This window comes from Candidatus Micropelagos thuwalensis (genome assembly GCF_000469155.1).
GTDB classification, from domain to species: Bacteria; Pseudomonadota; Alphaproteobacteria; order RS24; family RS24; genus Micropelagius; species Micropelagius thuwalensis.
The window spans coordinates 115,736-130,093 of sequence record NZ_AWXE01000003.1 but is presented as its reverse complement, the minus strand read 5'-3'; the positions used below and the strand labels follow the sequence as shown (position 1 = coordinate 130,093).

The window sequence follows — 14,358 nt, the reverse complement described above, 5'->3', positions numbered from 1 at the left end:
TAAATAGTGATAAAAAAAGCAATCATTTATTGTATATTTATAACTATAAAAAAGTGCCCCTAAAGTAACTATCTGAGCGCATAAAACGCATCCAGCCTTCTAGTAAATGGTTGCGGACTCAAGAGTTCAAGCAATTCGTCTTCTTCACTTAAATCTGATTTATGTGAAGTCATTTGCTTTTTTTCTGTCAGCATCACTGGAACAGAAATACCGGCCTCTTTTCGTAAAGCTTCGCGCATAACATCTTTAAGCTCATTCTCATATCCTGAATGCATGATGAAGCTGTCATGGACAGGCAAGACGGCAACATTCATAGCTGCAAAATGTTTTAAAACGGCAATAGCAATTTTGCTGTCGATAAGCTGGAGCTTTGAACCAATGGCTGTAAAAAATTGATGTGATATAGGTTTATGTCTCTCGATAATCGCAGCCTTAACTTCCTTCCAACTCATATTTAAATCCTTAATGCCGACGCCTGAGGGCTCACGCATCAACTCGTGATCTGCGTTTAGCATGGCGTTAAATGCGCGCTTTATTGCCTTGCGGAAGTATTTTTTACGTGACCAGTCACGATGAGACTGTGGGATCTCATAAGGATCGCCATCTAATTTTTGACCGGATAAAGCATAAATAAGATTTGGATGAAGGCCGCTGTAATCGAGTTCAATTGTCTGCTTGCCATTAATTAAAATATAGGGACGGTATTCCTTAGGAATGGACTGCCACCATCCACCATAAAGGCGGCCATTAGAGGAGAAGTCGGTATCATTAAACACACGGTATAATGTCCGGTCCTGAAGCCGCAATATGCCGTCACCATTGTTGCTTGATGTTTGATCAGGACCATCTGGCAACATTCGCAACTTTAGTTCACGCAGCTGATCATCATCGAGTTCCAAATCAGCCCATGATCTGGACAAACAATTATTAATCATTTCCATGTCCTCACGCATCGAAATGGTCTCATGTGTGTCTTGATAATCAACAAGCAATTTGTAGCCATCAGGTTGTAATATATTGAGCCTGATCGTCTCAGCATTTGTTCGTGGCCTAAATATAATGTGGAGATCATCAATGGTTTCCGCATCGAACATTTTGATAAGTTTATCCGTAGCTCGGTAACGGGTAAGAAGTCGGGCATAATCAGTGTAAACCCCCTTCTTACATTCTTGGATATAGCCTAGTTCACATAGGCCATTATAAGATCGTCCAATATGGATTTTATATCCATAAGGCGCAGACCAATACCGGCCTTGTGAGTAATGACCTGATGTCTTGTGTATGGACGCCATACTCTGTTCTCGTGATGAGTTATGTGCTTGTAAGGCGTCAATAATTATGTGTGTAAGGGATGCATGAAAAGCATCCACGTCAGCCGGTCCAAGACGCCTCTTACCATTGGTAGCCCAATGGGTTTGAAGTTCGTCGGTAATTTGGCTGACTGCTTTATTAAGTGTTTCTTTGGAGTTTAACATGCTCCATATGTGGGGAACGATACAACCGATTACAACCCTGCAAGGCAATTATTTTCAATATATTCAATGGTTTAGTTTATTTGTTATAAATAAATTATGCCCCCCCTACAGCATCGTCCCATCTCCGCGGATCTTGGGATCCGCTCCGCTGGTCCTCTGCGTACTCGTAACCGTTAGCTGAAGCCTTAATGCATCACCCCAAAAAGAAAGTCATTTGATTAATTAGATTAGAGTAATTGCGTGGGGTAGAGCTGCTCTAGCCCTACCTATTCCCAAGTGGTAAGCTACGTAGTATTTAGTCCTGCTTTCAGTGTTCGTTGCTCTAGCCCTACCTATTCCCAAGTGGTAAGCTTTAAAGGCAAGGTCGCGGGTATGCAAGCTAAGTTGCTCTAGCCCTACCTATTCCCAAGTGGTAAGCTAAGGTCACGTTTATTGTGCTTGGCGGCGATGTTGCTCTAGCCCTACCTATTCCCAAGTGGTAAGCTTTACGCTGGCGAGATGGTTAAAGATGAGAGGTTGCTCTAGCCCTACCTATTCCCAAGTGATAAGCTCTTGAAAGAGGTTGACCTTATGGAGATTTCGTTGCTCTAGCCCTACCTATTCCCAAGTGGTAAGCTAAAGGTTCAAGTGGGCACTCCATGAACAGGGTTGCTATAGCCCTAGCTATTCCCAAGTGGTAAGCTGAACTCGCTAGTTCCCCGTACACCTTGAATGTTGCCCTAGCTCTTCCTATTCCCAAGTGGTAAGCTCACATTACAGGATGGCACTCAAGTAACCCTGTTGCTCTAGCCCTACCTATTCCCAAGTGGTAAGCTAACCGAAATCAGATGTATTCACCCGATAAGGTTGCTCTAGCCCTACCTATTCCCAAGTGGTAAGCTGCAACGCCAAAAGATTATTGCTCGTAACCTGTTGCTCTAGCCCTACCTATTCCCAAGTGGTAAGCTGTTCCTCTAATGATGTGGCATTAAAGACAGGTTGCTCTAGCCCTACCTATTCCCAAGTGGTAAGCTAAAGGTTCAAGTGGGCACTCCATGAACAGGGTTGCTCTAGCCCTAGCTATTCCCAAGTGGCCGTGCTTACCTGCTATAATTTTTTAAGCCAGTTGGGCTGATATTCACTTTTTTTGCGCCCATTTTTTGCATCGGCGTAACACTTAAAGATTTATATTTGAATTCGTCGTGTTTATCTCTGTTACGGCTATCAACATTAGCTTCATGTAAAGGTGATACGGTAAGTGTTCCTGCAGAAATAAGCTGAACGCGGTAAAGAATTGGCTCGCCGTCGTTTTGCACCTCAACTATATCATTAATGTGAAGTCGCATAACAAGTTTGGCAGCAGGATGGGGCCTGAAGGTTTCTCCCGGTTTAAACTCGCTTTTATTAGCATCATATGTAGAGATAACTACGCCATTCCACTTTTTTTCTTTTGGGTGACCATTTGGAAACTCATAAATTTCCATACCCCAATTACTGTTGCCGTCATAAGCTTTATAGGGTTGACCATCGGGCCCATTAATAGGAATTACTTTTTTACGTTCAACATAGCGGCATTTTTTTACATTCAGACCACTAGCCTTATCTAATACTGCTAATTGAGAGGCTTTGTTATCACCCTCACCATCCCATGCTGTTAGAAAATCATCCCTTAATTTTTCATCACGGATTTTTTCAATTTTATCACGATTATCAAAATATGAAATTGGCTTAGTCGTGACTACAGAATACAAACCTTTCTCATCAGGTCCATCTATCAAGCCATAAGCTGTTTCATTATGAAGGGCCCTATCGGTTGATTTGCCGCTATTTCCAATCGTTTTCCTTTTGGTCTTATGAGAAACAATTATGTTTCTGACCTTCTCAGCCACTTCGTCTCTGAAACCATCCCACGGGTCGATCACCGAGCGGCCACTTTCATCTTTAGCAAATAATTTTCCAACATCTAGTTCTTCAGCTTTTCCCGCAGCACTTGATACTTTTTGCAATATCGTGAGCGACGTCATTGCAATTACAACCGCGTCAATAGCATGGTGTCTGTGATCATCTCGCATTTTTTTTGGCGTTGCCGTTTCTGGCTCATTGTGCCCACGTAAAATATTGTTAAGCCCCCAATGACCTCTTAGTAGGGCTGTTAGGCGTCCAGTTACTACATCGATCTTATTGAATGGGCATATGTTTTCTAAGTACTCTCGCGCCAGCCGACTGATGTAGCGCGTATCATTAAGATGTCGTCCTGAAAAATCAGAATGATCGCTATTCCAAATTTTCAATGCATCTTCTTGAAAACGCCACTGTTTAGAATTGGGTAGTGCCCTGACCCGCTCCATAATTTCTTCCCAAGAATAGTCGCCAGAATTATTTGCGAAAGCTTCATAAGGTGTCTTATTACCTTTAAACCTATTGGCTTCTTTCCAGCAGACAGTTTTATTGGCCTTACTGTCATCTAAAGACACACTGAAAGGGATAAGGTGCTCTATTTCTACGGAACCATTAAATAAATCTGCGAGCTCTATAAGTTTGCCGGTGAAAACACACAATCGATCAGTAGGGCCTTCTCCCAATTCCTCCCATAAAGCTAGGCGGAGACGATTATCTCGGTTTGGAGATTGACCATTTTCTGTAAGTATCTGGTCATATCGTTCGTTATTTTTCTGGTTTTCCGATTGCATTTTCTCAATTTTGCGACGCCCATCTTGTCCCTCAGGCAAGTTCCTTGCGAGTTCGATGCTAATAGAAGACGGCAACCCATATCTTTTAATAATTTCGTTAACGACCAACCGAATTTGATTGAGAGCAATATGAACAGTTGGATTAGATACCCCCCCGTAAAATTTTAACTGATCATGCGAGACTTTTGGTTCTCGTTTACCCGGAATGATGTGTCGACCATCCTGAAAGGCTTCTCCATAATAAGGAAGCTCAGAAAGCAACTCACCACGACCTGTCCTGCTGTAAGGATTTACAAAGGTGTCATCTTGCTCAGAAACTGCGATCACGGCATCTGATTGAAGACAATTTGCAGATAGCATGGTTTCATAAAGAGTGCGCGCAGCCTTTCGGGAGACATTAGCAGTCCCCTCTAGTAGGCGGGCATTTATGGCATTACCCACTGAGAAAGAAGACAGACCATAGGTATCTATGAGATAACGCTCCATGTCTTCATCATCTAGATGGTCATCATTAATTTTATCTATGATGTCATCTTTCTCATCTAACGATAATTCATCCCAACGAGTTCCAAAACAATCCTCGTGTCGCATTTCGCGAGATGTAACATTGCCTTGAAAACCTTTTCTTTTTGGACCTTCGAAATTGAAGGAAACTTCTCCGTCAATAACTCCCATTTTTTTTAGAATTTTCTTCATGTTCCCAAAGGTGAATTCTCCGGCCTTTGTAGAAATATTCTCCAATTCACTAAGTATGAGGTCTCTAGATTCTGGATAATCTCGAAGGCAATGTTTACCTGCCGCGTCAACCCACTCAAGCGCATTTAGCTCTTGAACCATTCTGTATTGTTGAAAACTCGGCATGCACCTAAAAGTCCGTCTTTCAGAAGGATAATAGGTACAAAACCCTCTTTCCTGTTCTTTCAGTTTTCTTTGGAAGAAAATGACATCATGAAGTCTTGATATCAGAGCCTCATTGATAACATTTGGATAGTATTGAGCCTGATGTTGCATCAGTTTCGAATACTCGTCCTTAAGAAGTTCTCGGGTTGGATACACATCATATAATTGACTATCTGCGTCTTTCCTCGCTCGAACAGATTTACCTGATTGCAGCCTTCGGTATAGAAAAGCCCCGAAAGTAACTCCTTTTTGTTCAGCAAGCGTCACTAAAGCCTCTTCTCGACTAGACGCTTCTTGAACTCTGATTTCTCTCCGCTCTTCCTTAGAAAGGGCTTTAGGATCATCGATAACAGGAGCAGGATTAATGAGCTGCATCTCTTCATAAAGTGCACGAACTGACTTCGACACAACCCCAGAGGTTGTCTCCTCACTTTTGTCTTTTCTGGAAGATTTAAAACCTCTCCTTTGGTTAATATGAAATAAAGCACGGCCTAGATGGTGGAGAGGTACTTGCTCTGTGAGGGCTTTAAAACGAATTTCGTATGGGTCTAGAAGTTCTAAGTTCTTTTGTTCAACTATATCCTTTGGAAATAAACCAGACTTTACCATTTCTGATATGAGGAAAGTTTGTCTTTGAAGGAACCTGTCTCGACGACGGCGAGCTGATCTTTTCTCGGTTCTACTGGCTTTTAATGTTGACTTGGTCTTTGCATCACGACCCTCAGAGAATATTCTTACACCGGTTGCTAAAACGCTGGATGGCACATCTTCTTTCAGCCCAATAACAGCCCATCCAAGTGAATTTGTTCCCACATCGAGCCCTAGTCGATATTTTTCGGACATCCCAACACCACCTTGATTATTCAAAAAGATGAGAGTAGATTATCAAAATAGAACTACTTGGGAATAGGTAAATTATTGCTAGGGTTAACAAGTAAGAATTTACACCATTGATAGGGCGTCCTACGGGACGCCTTTTTCTTTTGGTGTGAACAGAAATATGGTTATTTTGATAATCCTGACTACGCTAAAGGTTTCAATGATGGTTATATTGATGGAAAAAAGGATTGTTTAAGGAGTCAAAAATGAAAAATCTGATATTTTTAATTTTAGTTATTTTTATTACTGCATTAGCTAGAAATGCTTCTGCTGCAACTGTTTATGCAACTTGTTTTGAACCAAAAGGCAAAAGTAGTTCATACTCATTTGGACAGATAAACAAAGATAACCCTGATGCATACACGGGAGCATCATGGCATTACATCTTTGATACAGACACCCCAGATAAATTAAAAGTGTATGCACAAAGCACACAATCCGATGGTATTAGTGCTAAAGAAGTTGCGCAGTTGGCTGGCACAAAATGGGATGAGGAATTTGTCATGGCTGCCGATAAGGGGTTGATAAGATCTTTTGGTCAGTATGGGTTTCAGTGGTGGATTACTAACTTAGATGTCTCAGAAAAAAAACTTTATGCTGTCCGTTCTACTGGCAATCCTGAAACCGCTCTAGGTGGTAGGCATATTGTTACTGCATATTACTGGGCTGATTGCGAAGTTGATATTGAATAACTCTTATTTAAAACCTCTTTTCCTCACCTTAGCCCTGCTTTTACTGACAGCATCTGACAGTTACGAAAAAAACGATAAAAAGCTATGTAAGACTTGGGCCGAGCCCGTTTGGAAAGAATATAAGCTATCATACTATACTACTGGTGTATTCCGGTCAGGAAATGGACTTGGGATTCAGATAAGTTTCTTTAACCCACTCAATACTACAATTAAAAAATTGTCTTGGCAGGATAGAGGGGGGAATATTCATACCGTCAACGTCGATATACCTCCTGCATCCTCATTTAAAGAAGGCTTTGATGGCAGATATCCCCCCGACGATGATGATGATTTAACTCTATTTTACCAGTCTGAATCCAAGACAAATTGCTTGGATTTTTATTCAGAAAAAGAGGTTCTTGATATTGAGGAGAAAGAGGCAATTTTTGATAATTGCGTCGTTTCTCTGATGCCTAATAAACTGGTTGATAAAGATTATAAAGCATCTGCCTTTAGAAAATGTCGTAAAATTTCAAAAGCACCAACTTTTTGGGATAAAATACGATACGGAAATTAAAATTTAATAATCGCATAGAGCATAAAATTTGTTAAAAATTTTTATAATCATCGCACTTCTATTCTCGACACCAATTTGGGCAAATACTAAAGCACTTATTTGCAAAAGTGGAACAATCAAACAAAATCTGAAGTTAGATTATGAAAATGATGTTGCAAAGACTGCAACGTTCAATGGCGAAGAATTTCGATGCAGAACTATAGAGCCATTTTTCTACGAGTGCTTACGCAGTTCAAATACTGATGGTTTCAAAGTTTCATTATTTATTAATAGAACAGCTCTGACCTTAAGATACACTGTTGCGTCTCAAAAAAAGGACATAAAGTCCTCAGTTGAAAATTTTAATTGTGAAGTGCTTAATCTAAAATTATGAAACACACCCTCAAAACTCTCGTCGTTACCATCGCACTGCTTTTCTCGACGCCTGCTTGGGCAGAGTGGGAAATAACGCTGGAGGGAAAAGAAGGAGAAACTATCCATGTTGGTTATGAGCCAACTTTAAATGAAAACGGAAACATACTCTATTATGTCTTATACGAATTTATCGATAAAGACACAGGTTCTAAAAGTTTTTCAGAAGTATTATATTACAAAGGTCACTGTCATTCATTTGCGACTCAAGCAGTAGGGTCTACACCCTTAAGTCACCATAAGATAAATGGAGAGATAAGATACCTTACTATATATGAAAGTCTCTTATTCCGCCCAAAACCTAAATCATTAGAAGCAATCATTCTTAGAGAAGTATGTGATAAATTTTATAAAAAAAGAGAGAATATAAAGGAATGAAACCACTACTCCTCACCATCGCATTTATTTCAATATTTCCCTTAGTGTCATGTAACGAGCGAGGTCTATACGAATAAGCTTATGACTACTATCGTTATCCAAGATATTATTTGTTCAAAATGTTCGCACTTATTTTTCATAAATGTAATGAACAGCTTCAGTACAATTGCTCCGCCTCCAAAGGATATGGACTTTTCTAGATGCTGTCCAAATTGCGGTCATGATTATGCTGCTGATGAAGAGGCGGAAGAAGTCAATTATTAACCCTTCCAAAGACTCAAAGGTAAATAAATGAAACCACTTCTCCTCATTATCGCATTGCTTTTCTCGACGCCTGCTTGGGCAGAGTGGGAAATAATGGTGGAGGGAAAAGAAGGAGACACTTTCCGTGTTGGTTTTGAGCCAACTTTAATAGAAGATAGATACATTCTTTATTATGTCCTACACGAATTTATCGATAAAGATTCGGGTTCTAAAAGTTTTTCAGATGTAGAATATTATTATGGTCGTTGCGGTTTATTTATGACTCGAGCAGCGGGTGCTACACCCTTAAGTCGCCATAAGATAAATGGAGAAATAGTATACGTAACGGTATATGAAAGTTACGCATTCCGCCCGACTCCTAACACAATAGAAGCAATAATTCTCCAAAAAAGTATGTGATAAATTTTATAAAAAAAGAGAGAATATAAAGGAATGAAACCACTTCTTCTAACTATCGCCCTGCTTTTCTCGATTGTATCTGATAGTTACGCAGAAAATGATGAGGAATTCGCTGAAGAATTAACCGTTGGTTACATGCTGGAAAACAAAGACAAGAGTGATGTATTTTATCGGATAATTGGTACGATGCATGGCATCTTATTCTCAGAGGTTTACTTTCAAGATAAGGAATATAGGAAAAAAATCTGCACCCCTGAGGAGACAGCTTACGACTATTACCTAGCAATTGAAATGATGGAAAGAGCGGTTAATAGAGACCCAAGTAATAGAAAAGAAAACGCAACCTTAGCTATTTTATATGAGTTAGCAGATGTTTATCCTTGTAAAGAACTTCTCTAAGTTTTCAGTTGTAATATTGATATTTCTATTTTCACTGCCTGCAACTGCAGAGGAGGTAGATTGCGAACTTCTAATGAAAGAAATTAAGCAGTTCCAAGTAGCTGCACAGCGATATAGAAGATTGATGGAAGATGGCTTAACTGAAGGCGGTCAAGTTTACGTTCAATCAGATTTGCATAAAGAGCGGTTAGAAGCTGAGAGAGGATTAATATCTGGCGCTGCTAACAAGGCTCAGATTTATAATTTAATTTGTTTAAAAAAAGCTAATTAGCGGTTAAGGTATTCGAGTTATTTACATTTTTTTAAATTTGGTCATCTCGAATACAAATCAGTGAGTTCTTTTGTTGGATTAAAATGATAAAGAAATTTTTCATATTCAGTATTGGTCTTATATTTCTGGTTGCATGTTCTACTACAGAAAACAAAAAAACTTATACCACTTTCCCAGAAGGATCTCTCAGAAATATATTTTCACGCCTTGAAGATAGAACTACTGATGATAGTGCCCTTCTTACAATTATTAACGGAAGATGTGCTGCTTTGAATAAAGTAGTATCTGATATGGTGTTACTAGCGCCAGAGAACAAATTATCAGAACCTTTATATAAATTATCACAATCGATGGGTTCAGGTTTTTTGTTACTGGCAAGAAAAGAAGGTAGCGTTGTCTCAGACTATGAAATCAGATCAAACGAAGCTATCTACAACAGATTACTGGTTTCTTCACCTGAAGCATTTCGAGAAGATTTAATGGTTTGTTGGGAAGTTTTTCAAATAATCGTAGAAGCTGTAAATAATTAACACCCCGCACAAAAAGTTTTCTTAATACGTTATTTTTAAATGTTAAGATTCAAATTTGTACACTCTCATAAGTTTTAGTTTAACGTTTTTGCTTCTTTAAAAGTTTTATATTTTTGTTCAAAGATATAGGCAAATAATCTTGAGAAGTGTACTAAAAGAAATGTTCTTCTGAAACATTATGGTTTTAAGTTTAATGACTAATAGAAACATCGTCCCACCTCCGCGGATCTTGGGATCCGCTCCACTGGTCCTCTGCGTACTCGTAACCGTTAGCTACTTGGGACGATTAACCACAAAAATAACAAATCACTCTGGACTTTATATGCACATATACGGGCTACCCCGGGTGGCCCATGTGTGCCCCCTGCTAGCTAAATATATTCGGGTCCAATATGGGTCCAGTTAGATCGATAAACAGACATAATCAAGATCTGCAACATTTTGGGGATAGCCTTTTGGCAACAACTTTATTAGGCTGAACATACTTAGAAGAAACTGACTTTATTCTACTTTTGCAAGTTTCGGCAGGTGACTTCGGGATGTTTACCCTCGATGCGCTATTAACGCATACTCCCTTAGCAGGGGAGCGCCTTCAGCCACTCGGCCACCTCTCTACGCAGAACTCCTAAATAGAACAGCAGGGAGGTTTGGTCAATTACTAAGCTGAAAGTAGCGATGAGGTTACCTATATACCAATTGACTGATAGCCCTGGGCTATGCGTTGAACTGCAACCATCATCGCTGCAGTTCGGAGGTCAATTGCAGACTTTTCCCTATTCCAAACTTCGCTTATTACATCATAAGTGCTTCTCATAGTGTCTTCTAGACCAGAACGAACAAGATCAATCTCTGCACCTCCGTTAATTGCACGACTTGCAAGCTCATCAGGAAACGACTTACCTGTAATGCCCTCGATGCCTTCAATTAATGCGCCATATCTGCTTTCATCAGCTCGACGCTGCATACGGCCGAAGCGAATACGACTTAGGTTTTTAATCCATTCAAAATAACTTACGGTAACACCACCAGCATTGGCATAAAGGTCAGGAATAATTATTACCCCTCGATCTCGAAGAATTGTGTCGGCTTTTGCTGAGACTGGTCCGTTTGCTGCCTCAATTATAAGTGGCGCCTTGATATTCTTTGCATTTTCCTCCGTGATAACAAGTTCCATTGCAGCTGGAATAATAATGTCAGCATCTGACTCCAACATCTCTAAACCGCTTTCAACGTAACCTGAGTAACCCAAAACACTTCCAGTTGAAGATATATGAGACCTCAGGGTCTCAATATTTATTCCACTTTCGTCTACTACTGCTCCATCACGCTCCATGACATGAGTGATTAGTGCATCATCTTCTTCAGAAAGAATTTTTGCCGCATGATACCCAACATTGCCTAGTCCCTGAACTATTATTCTTTTTCCCTTTAGCCCTGGCTTCAGTCCAGACTTTGTTACATCCCCTGGACAATCGAAGAAAGAACGGAGAGCATAAACCACCCCTCTTCCTGTGGCCTCTGCTCTTCCTGAAATACCCCCTTTCGCAACTGGCTTGCCAGTAACGCAAGCCCATGCATTAATCTCCGCGGGATTAAGCCGCTTGTATTCGTCTGCCATCCAAGCCATTTCACGTTCACCAGTTCCAACATCTGGCGCTGGAACATTTTGTGATGGATGAATAAGGTCTCGTTTAGCAAGCTCTTGGGTAAAACGACGAGTGATTCTTTCTAATTCGGCCGACGTCCAGTCTCTTGGATCAATTATTAGCCCCCCTTTAGATCCACCAAAAGGCACTTCTACAAGGGCACATTTATAACTCATTAGTGCTGCAAGAGCCTCTACTTCTTGCTGATTAACATCAGGCGCGTAACGGATTCCCCCTTTTACTGGTTCAAAATGCTCAGAGTGAACTGATCTGAAACCAGTAAAAGTTGTAAGCGTATCTCGAAGTCTTACTCCAAAGCGAACCACATATGTAGAATTTGCGAGCATAATTTGATTAGCTAGGTCACTACTAATTCTTTCTTCGTTATCAGTTGTATTTAATGCTGCAACAGCATTGCTAAAATTGGTTTCAATTGATTTGAGAAATTCATCACCGGCCATAAATTATCATCCCATAAATGGAATCCCCCCATAGAAAATCATTATAAAGGTTAAAGTTGTTTCACTTCAGAGATTGGTTATACTCCAATAACAATAAATTAAGAGATAAATTTTATAGGCTGGGTTATGTCCTCTAAAAATTTAGATCCATTTGGTGGAATTAAGGGTGATAAAAAATTTACTGAAGAAAGTGCAAAAAAACTTTCTCCAATGGAAGTTGATAAGCAACAGGCACTAGCAGACATTCAGTCTTCTATTGATTTATGGGATGGAAAAATGCCTCCTGAGATTGAACGTGCTTCATTACTTGAACGTTTCAGAGCAAAGACAAAACTTCTTGGTAAAGAGCCACCTAACTGGAGTTATATAAAACTAAACGATAAATCCTTTGCTGATGTCCACTTTAAATGGTCTGGAAAAAAAATAGCCTCAATATACAAAGTCCCTAAGCGTGAGGTGCGTGTCGCGTTAGTAGGAATGCAATCGTTTTATAAAAAAATTAATCCTCTAGATCCTGATTTAACTCACCCAGATATTATCAAATGTTTTAATGAAACGGCTCAAAACTATAACTTTGAACCTTTTATACCAGGTTCCGACTTAACATATGATCGCAATAAACACCTCGATCCATTTGCCGGTGTGCGCGGCGAAAATCCTGGATTAAAACATAATGTATTTAAAAAAGATCTTACCATTGCGCTAGAAGAGGTAATTTTTTCTATAGAATTCTTAAATCAAATTGAAGTGCCAAGTTATCGGAAGGAATATACTGTAAAAAAATCAAACCCGAAAAACCTGCAGCAGACTTATAAAACTTCTATTTCTCATTTTGACGTTTTTCTTTGGTGGCCAGGTGGTGTCGTTGATAAAATTGAAAACGTTCCACAAAAAAGAGCATTAATGGCGCTGGGGGCTATGCGGAAGTTTTTTGAAGATATTGATGAAGACCATCCCGATTTAGAAAATGAAAAAATTTTTGAACTTTATGAGATTACTAAAAATCGTACTCGTCCCAAAAAAGGTAAAAATAATCTAATTGAACTATTACCAGAAGATGAGGGAGGGATGAGTTACTGGTCAAACCTTACTCATCGATGGATTAAAGGGAGTTTTGATAAAAAATCTTCTCTCTTTATTCCCCCAGCAAAAGGTAAGTGACCATCTCTAAAGACTTAGATATTGTTTTATATGGCGCTACTGGATTTACAGGCACCCTTTGTGCTGAATATCTGGCAAAAAGCTCTGGGCAAATTAAGTGGGCTGTAGCAGGTCGTAATTATTCAAAACTTGAAAAACTTGTCAGATCAATTGGTGTTGATGTTGAAGTCATCGTTGCAGATTCTGATGATGTTGATGGTTTAGAGGCTTTTACCGCGAGGTCATATGTCGTACTTTCAACTGCTGGCCCGTTTCATCGATATGGTTCAAACTTAGTAGCTGCTTGTGTGAAGAATTCCACTCATTATGTAGATATAACTGGGGAGAACTTTTGGATTAAAGGCCTCATTGAGAAACACCATGAGGCGGCAAGTAAAAAGGGTGTTAGAATCATCCCATCTTGCGGTTTTGACTCAATTCCATCTGACTTAGGAAGTTTCTATGCCATTAAAAAAGCAGGAGTTCAGATTAGCCAAATAGAGGCTTTCCATTCTTATAAAGGTGAGGCTTCGGGCGGGACGCTGGAGACTATGTTTTCTATGCCAGATGTGGCTCAAATCGATGATATGACGAACCCTTTTTTGCTCAATCCAGTCGGTACATTTACACCCGAAATGAAAAAAAATAGTAAAGATAAATACAGTATAATTTCTAGGCCAGAAATTAAAGGTTATGGTAGCCCATTCATCATGGCTGGCGTAAACACGCGTGTAGTTCGTCGCTCTGCCGCTTTATCAGAGCTTGTGCAGGAGCCTTATGGAGCTAATTTTGTTTATAATGAATATTCTTATCACTCTTCATGGTGGCAAGCAATAAAAGGTATGTTTGGCATGGCCATGATAGGAGGGATACTTTTTTCTCCTCTGCGTAAGTTGTTACGCCCAATGTTCAGGCAGCCCGGTGATGGACCTTCTAAAGACATTAGAGATAAGGGTTGGTTTGATTGTAAGTTTATTTTGAAAACTGCTACAGGAAAAAGGCTTGTCTCTTCAATACGCGGAGAAGGTGACCCGGGTTATAAAGTTACTTCAAAACTTTTAGCTGAAAGCGCAATGTGTCTTATTCAAAATGCTAACGAACTACCCGGTGGCAAAAACTATGGTGGTGTTCTAACCAGTGCAACTGGTTTAGGTATGCCATTAGTTGAGCGTCTCAAGAGGGTCGGTATCGAGTTCGATGATCCAAAAGAAACTTGATGCCATTATTTTTAAAAAATACATGCTGCATGCATTTGTTTTACTTTTGCAAGTTCCGGCGGGTGACTTCG

12 protein-coding genes and 1 CRISPR repeat array are annotated in these 14,358 nt (G+C 39.8%); of the genes, 9 read left to right on the top strand and 3 right to left on the bottom strand.

Going from position 1 to position 14,358, the window contains the following annotated elements; translation table 11 throughout:
• Positions 1-68: 68 nt before the first annotated feature.
• Together RS24_RS04365 and cas9 are read right to left on the bottom strand one after the other, a co-directional pair.
• A complete protein-coding gene (locus RS24_RS04365; protein ID WP_021776980.1) occupies positions 69-1,475 on the bottom strand; it encodes a hypothetical protein in 1,407 nt (468 codons plus the stop codon).
• Positions 1,476-1,725: 250 nt separating this feature from the next.
• Positions 1,726-2,554: a CRISPR direct-repeat array (repeat unit 36 nt; unit sequence GTTGCTCTAGCCCTACCTATTCCCAAGTGGTAAGCT).
• The gene (gene cas9, locus RS24_RS04360; RefSeq protein WP_021776979.1) at positions 2,555-5,887 is read right to left on the bottom strand and encodes a type II CRISPR RNA-guided endonuclease Cas9; all 3,333 of its coding nucleotides are present in this window, start codon (positions 5,885-5,887) and stop codon (positions 2,555-2,557) included.
• 242 nt (positions 5,888-6,129) lie between these two features.
• Here cas9 and RS24_RS04355 point away from each other — a divergent pair, with 242 nt between their 5' ends.
• The 7 genes from RS24_RS04355 to RS24_RS04320 all read left to right on the top strand — a co-directional run bounded on the left by RS24_RS04355 (position 6,130) and on the right by RS24_RS04320 (position 9,823).
• Positions 6,130-6,615 carry a hypothetical protein gene (locus RS24_RS04355; protein WP_021776978.1) on the top strand — a complete coding sequence of 162 codons (486 nt, stop codon included), beginning with the start codon at positions 6,130-6,132 and terminating at the stop codon, positions 6,613-6,615.
• Positions 6,608-7,171: a hypothetical protein gene (locus tag RS24_RS04350; RefSeq protein WP_038300697.1), complete on the top strand. Its 564-nt coding sequence runs from the start codon at positions 6,608-6,610 to the stop codon at positions 7,169-7,171. The genes RS24_RS04355 and RS24_RS04350 overlap by 8 nt, the downstream gene beginning before the upstream one ends.
• A 369-nt stretch (positions 7,172-7,540) precedes the next feature.
• Positions 7,541-7,960 (top strand): hypothetical protein, encoded by a 420-nt coding sequence (locus tag RS24_RS04340; protein ID WP_021776975.1) that lies wholly within the window; start codon positions 7,541-7,543, stop codon positions 7,958-7,960.
• Between the two features lie 291 nt (positions 7,961-8,251).
• Positions 8,252-8,623: a hypothetical protein gene (locus RS24_RS04335; RefSeq protein ID WP_021776974.1), complete on the top strand. Its 372-nt coding sequence runs from the start codon at positions 8,252-8,254 to the stop codon at positions 8,621-8,623.
• A 33-nt stretch (positions 8,624-8,656) separates the two neighbouring features.
• The gene (locus RS24_RS04330) at positions 8,657-9,022 is read left to right on the top strand and encodes a hypothetical protein (RefSeq protein WP_021776973.1); all 366 of its coding nucleotides are present in this window, start codon (positions 8,657-8,659) and stop codon (positions 9,020-9,022) included.
• A 73-nt stretch (positions 9,023-9,095) separates the two neighbouring features.
• Positions 9,096-9,293 (top strand): hypothetical protein, encoded by a 198-nt coding sequence (locus RS24_RS04325; protein ID WP_131443732.1) that lies wholly within the window; start codon positions 9,096-9,098, stop codon positions 9,291-9,293.
• 83 nt (positions 9,294-9,376) lie between these two features.
• Positions 9,377-9,823, top strand: a complete 447-nt coding sequence (locus RS24_RS04320) for a hypothetical protein (protein WP_021776971.1) — start codon at positions 9,377-9,379, stop codon at positions 9,821-9,823.
• Positions 9,824-10,508: 685 nt separating this feature from the next.
• Here the strand turns inward: RS24_RS04320 and RS24_RS04315 are convergent.
• Positions 10,509-11,930 carry a Glu/Leu/Phe/Val family dehydrogenase gene (locus RS24_RS04315; protein WP_021776970.1) on the bottom strand — a complete coding sequence of 474 codons (1,422 nt, stop codon included), beginning with the start codon at positions 11,928-11,930 and terminating at the stop codon, positions 10,509-10,511.
• Between the two features lie 126 nt (positions 11,931-12,056).
• On the opposite strand from RS24_RS04315, the gene RS24_RS04310 reads away from it, so the two are divergent.
• Both RS24_RS04310 and RS24_RS04305 read left to right on the top strand, forming a co-directional pair.
• Positions 12,057-13,091 carry a hypothetical protein gene (locus tag RS24_RS04310; RefSeq protein ID WP_021776969.1) on the top strand — a complete coding sequence of 345 codons (1,035 nt, stop codon included), beginning with the start codon at positions 12,057-12,059 and terminating at the stop codon, positions 13,089-13,091.
• Positions 13,088-14,287 carry a saccharopine dehydrogenase family protein gene (locus RS24_RS04305; RefSeq protein ID WP_021776968.1) on the top strand — a complete coding sequence of 400 codons (1,200 nt, stop codon included), beginning with the start codon at positions 13,088-13,090 and terminating at the stop codon, positions 14,285-14,287. The genes RS24_RS04310 and RS24_RS04305 overlap by 4 nt, the downstream gene beginning before the upstream one ends.
• Positions 14,288-14,358 lie beyond the last annotated feature (71 nt).

What these genes read in the sequence shown, in the direction of transcription:
- RS24_RS04365 (WP_021776980.1), bottom strand. Translation starts at nt 1,475, where the DNA reads ATGTTAAACTCCAAAGAAACACTTAATAAAGCAGTCAGCCAAATTACC.
- cas9 (WP_021776979.1), bottom strand. Translation starts at nt 5,887, where the DNA reads ATGTCCGAAAAATATCGACTAGGGCTCGATGTGGGAACAAATTCACTT.
- RS24_RS04355 (WP_021776978.1), top strand. Translation starts at nt 6,130, where the DNA reads ATGAAAAATCTGATATTTTTAATTTTAGTTATTTTTATTACTGCATTA.
- RS24_RS04340 (WP_021776975.1), top strand. Translation starts at nt 7,541, where the DNA reads ATGAAACACACCCTCAAAACTCTCGTCGTTACCATCGCACTGCTTTTC.
- RS24_RS04335 (WP_021776974.1), top strand. Translation starts at nt 8,252, where the DNA reads ATGAAACCACTTCTCCTCATTATCGCATTGCTTTTCTCGACGCCTGCT.
- RS24_RS04330 (WP_021776973.1), top strand. Translation starts at nt 8,657, where the DNA reads ATGAAACCACTTCTTCTAACTATCGCCCTGCTTTTCTCGATTGTATCT.
- RS24_RS04325 (WP_131443732.1), top strand. Translation starts at nt 9,096, where the DNA reads ATGAAAGAAATTAAGCAGTTCCAAGTAGCTGCACAGCGATATAGAAGA.
- RS24_RS04320 (WP_021776971.1), top strand. Translation starts at nt 9,377, where the DNA reads ATGATAAAGAAATTTTTCATATTCAGTATTGGTCTTATATTTCTGGTT.
- RS24_RS04315 (WP_021776970.1), bottom strand. Translation starts at nt 11,930, where the DNA reads ATGGCCGGTGATGAATTTCTCAAATCAATTGAAACCAATTTTAGCAAT.
- RS24_RS04310 (WP_021776969.1), top strand. Translation starts at nt 12,057, where the DNA reads ATGTCCTCTAAAAATTTAGATCCATTTGGTGGAATTAAGGGTGATAAA.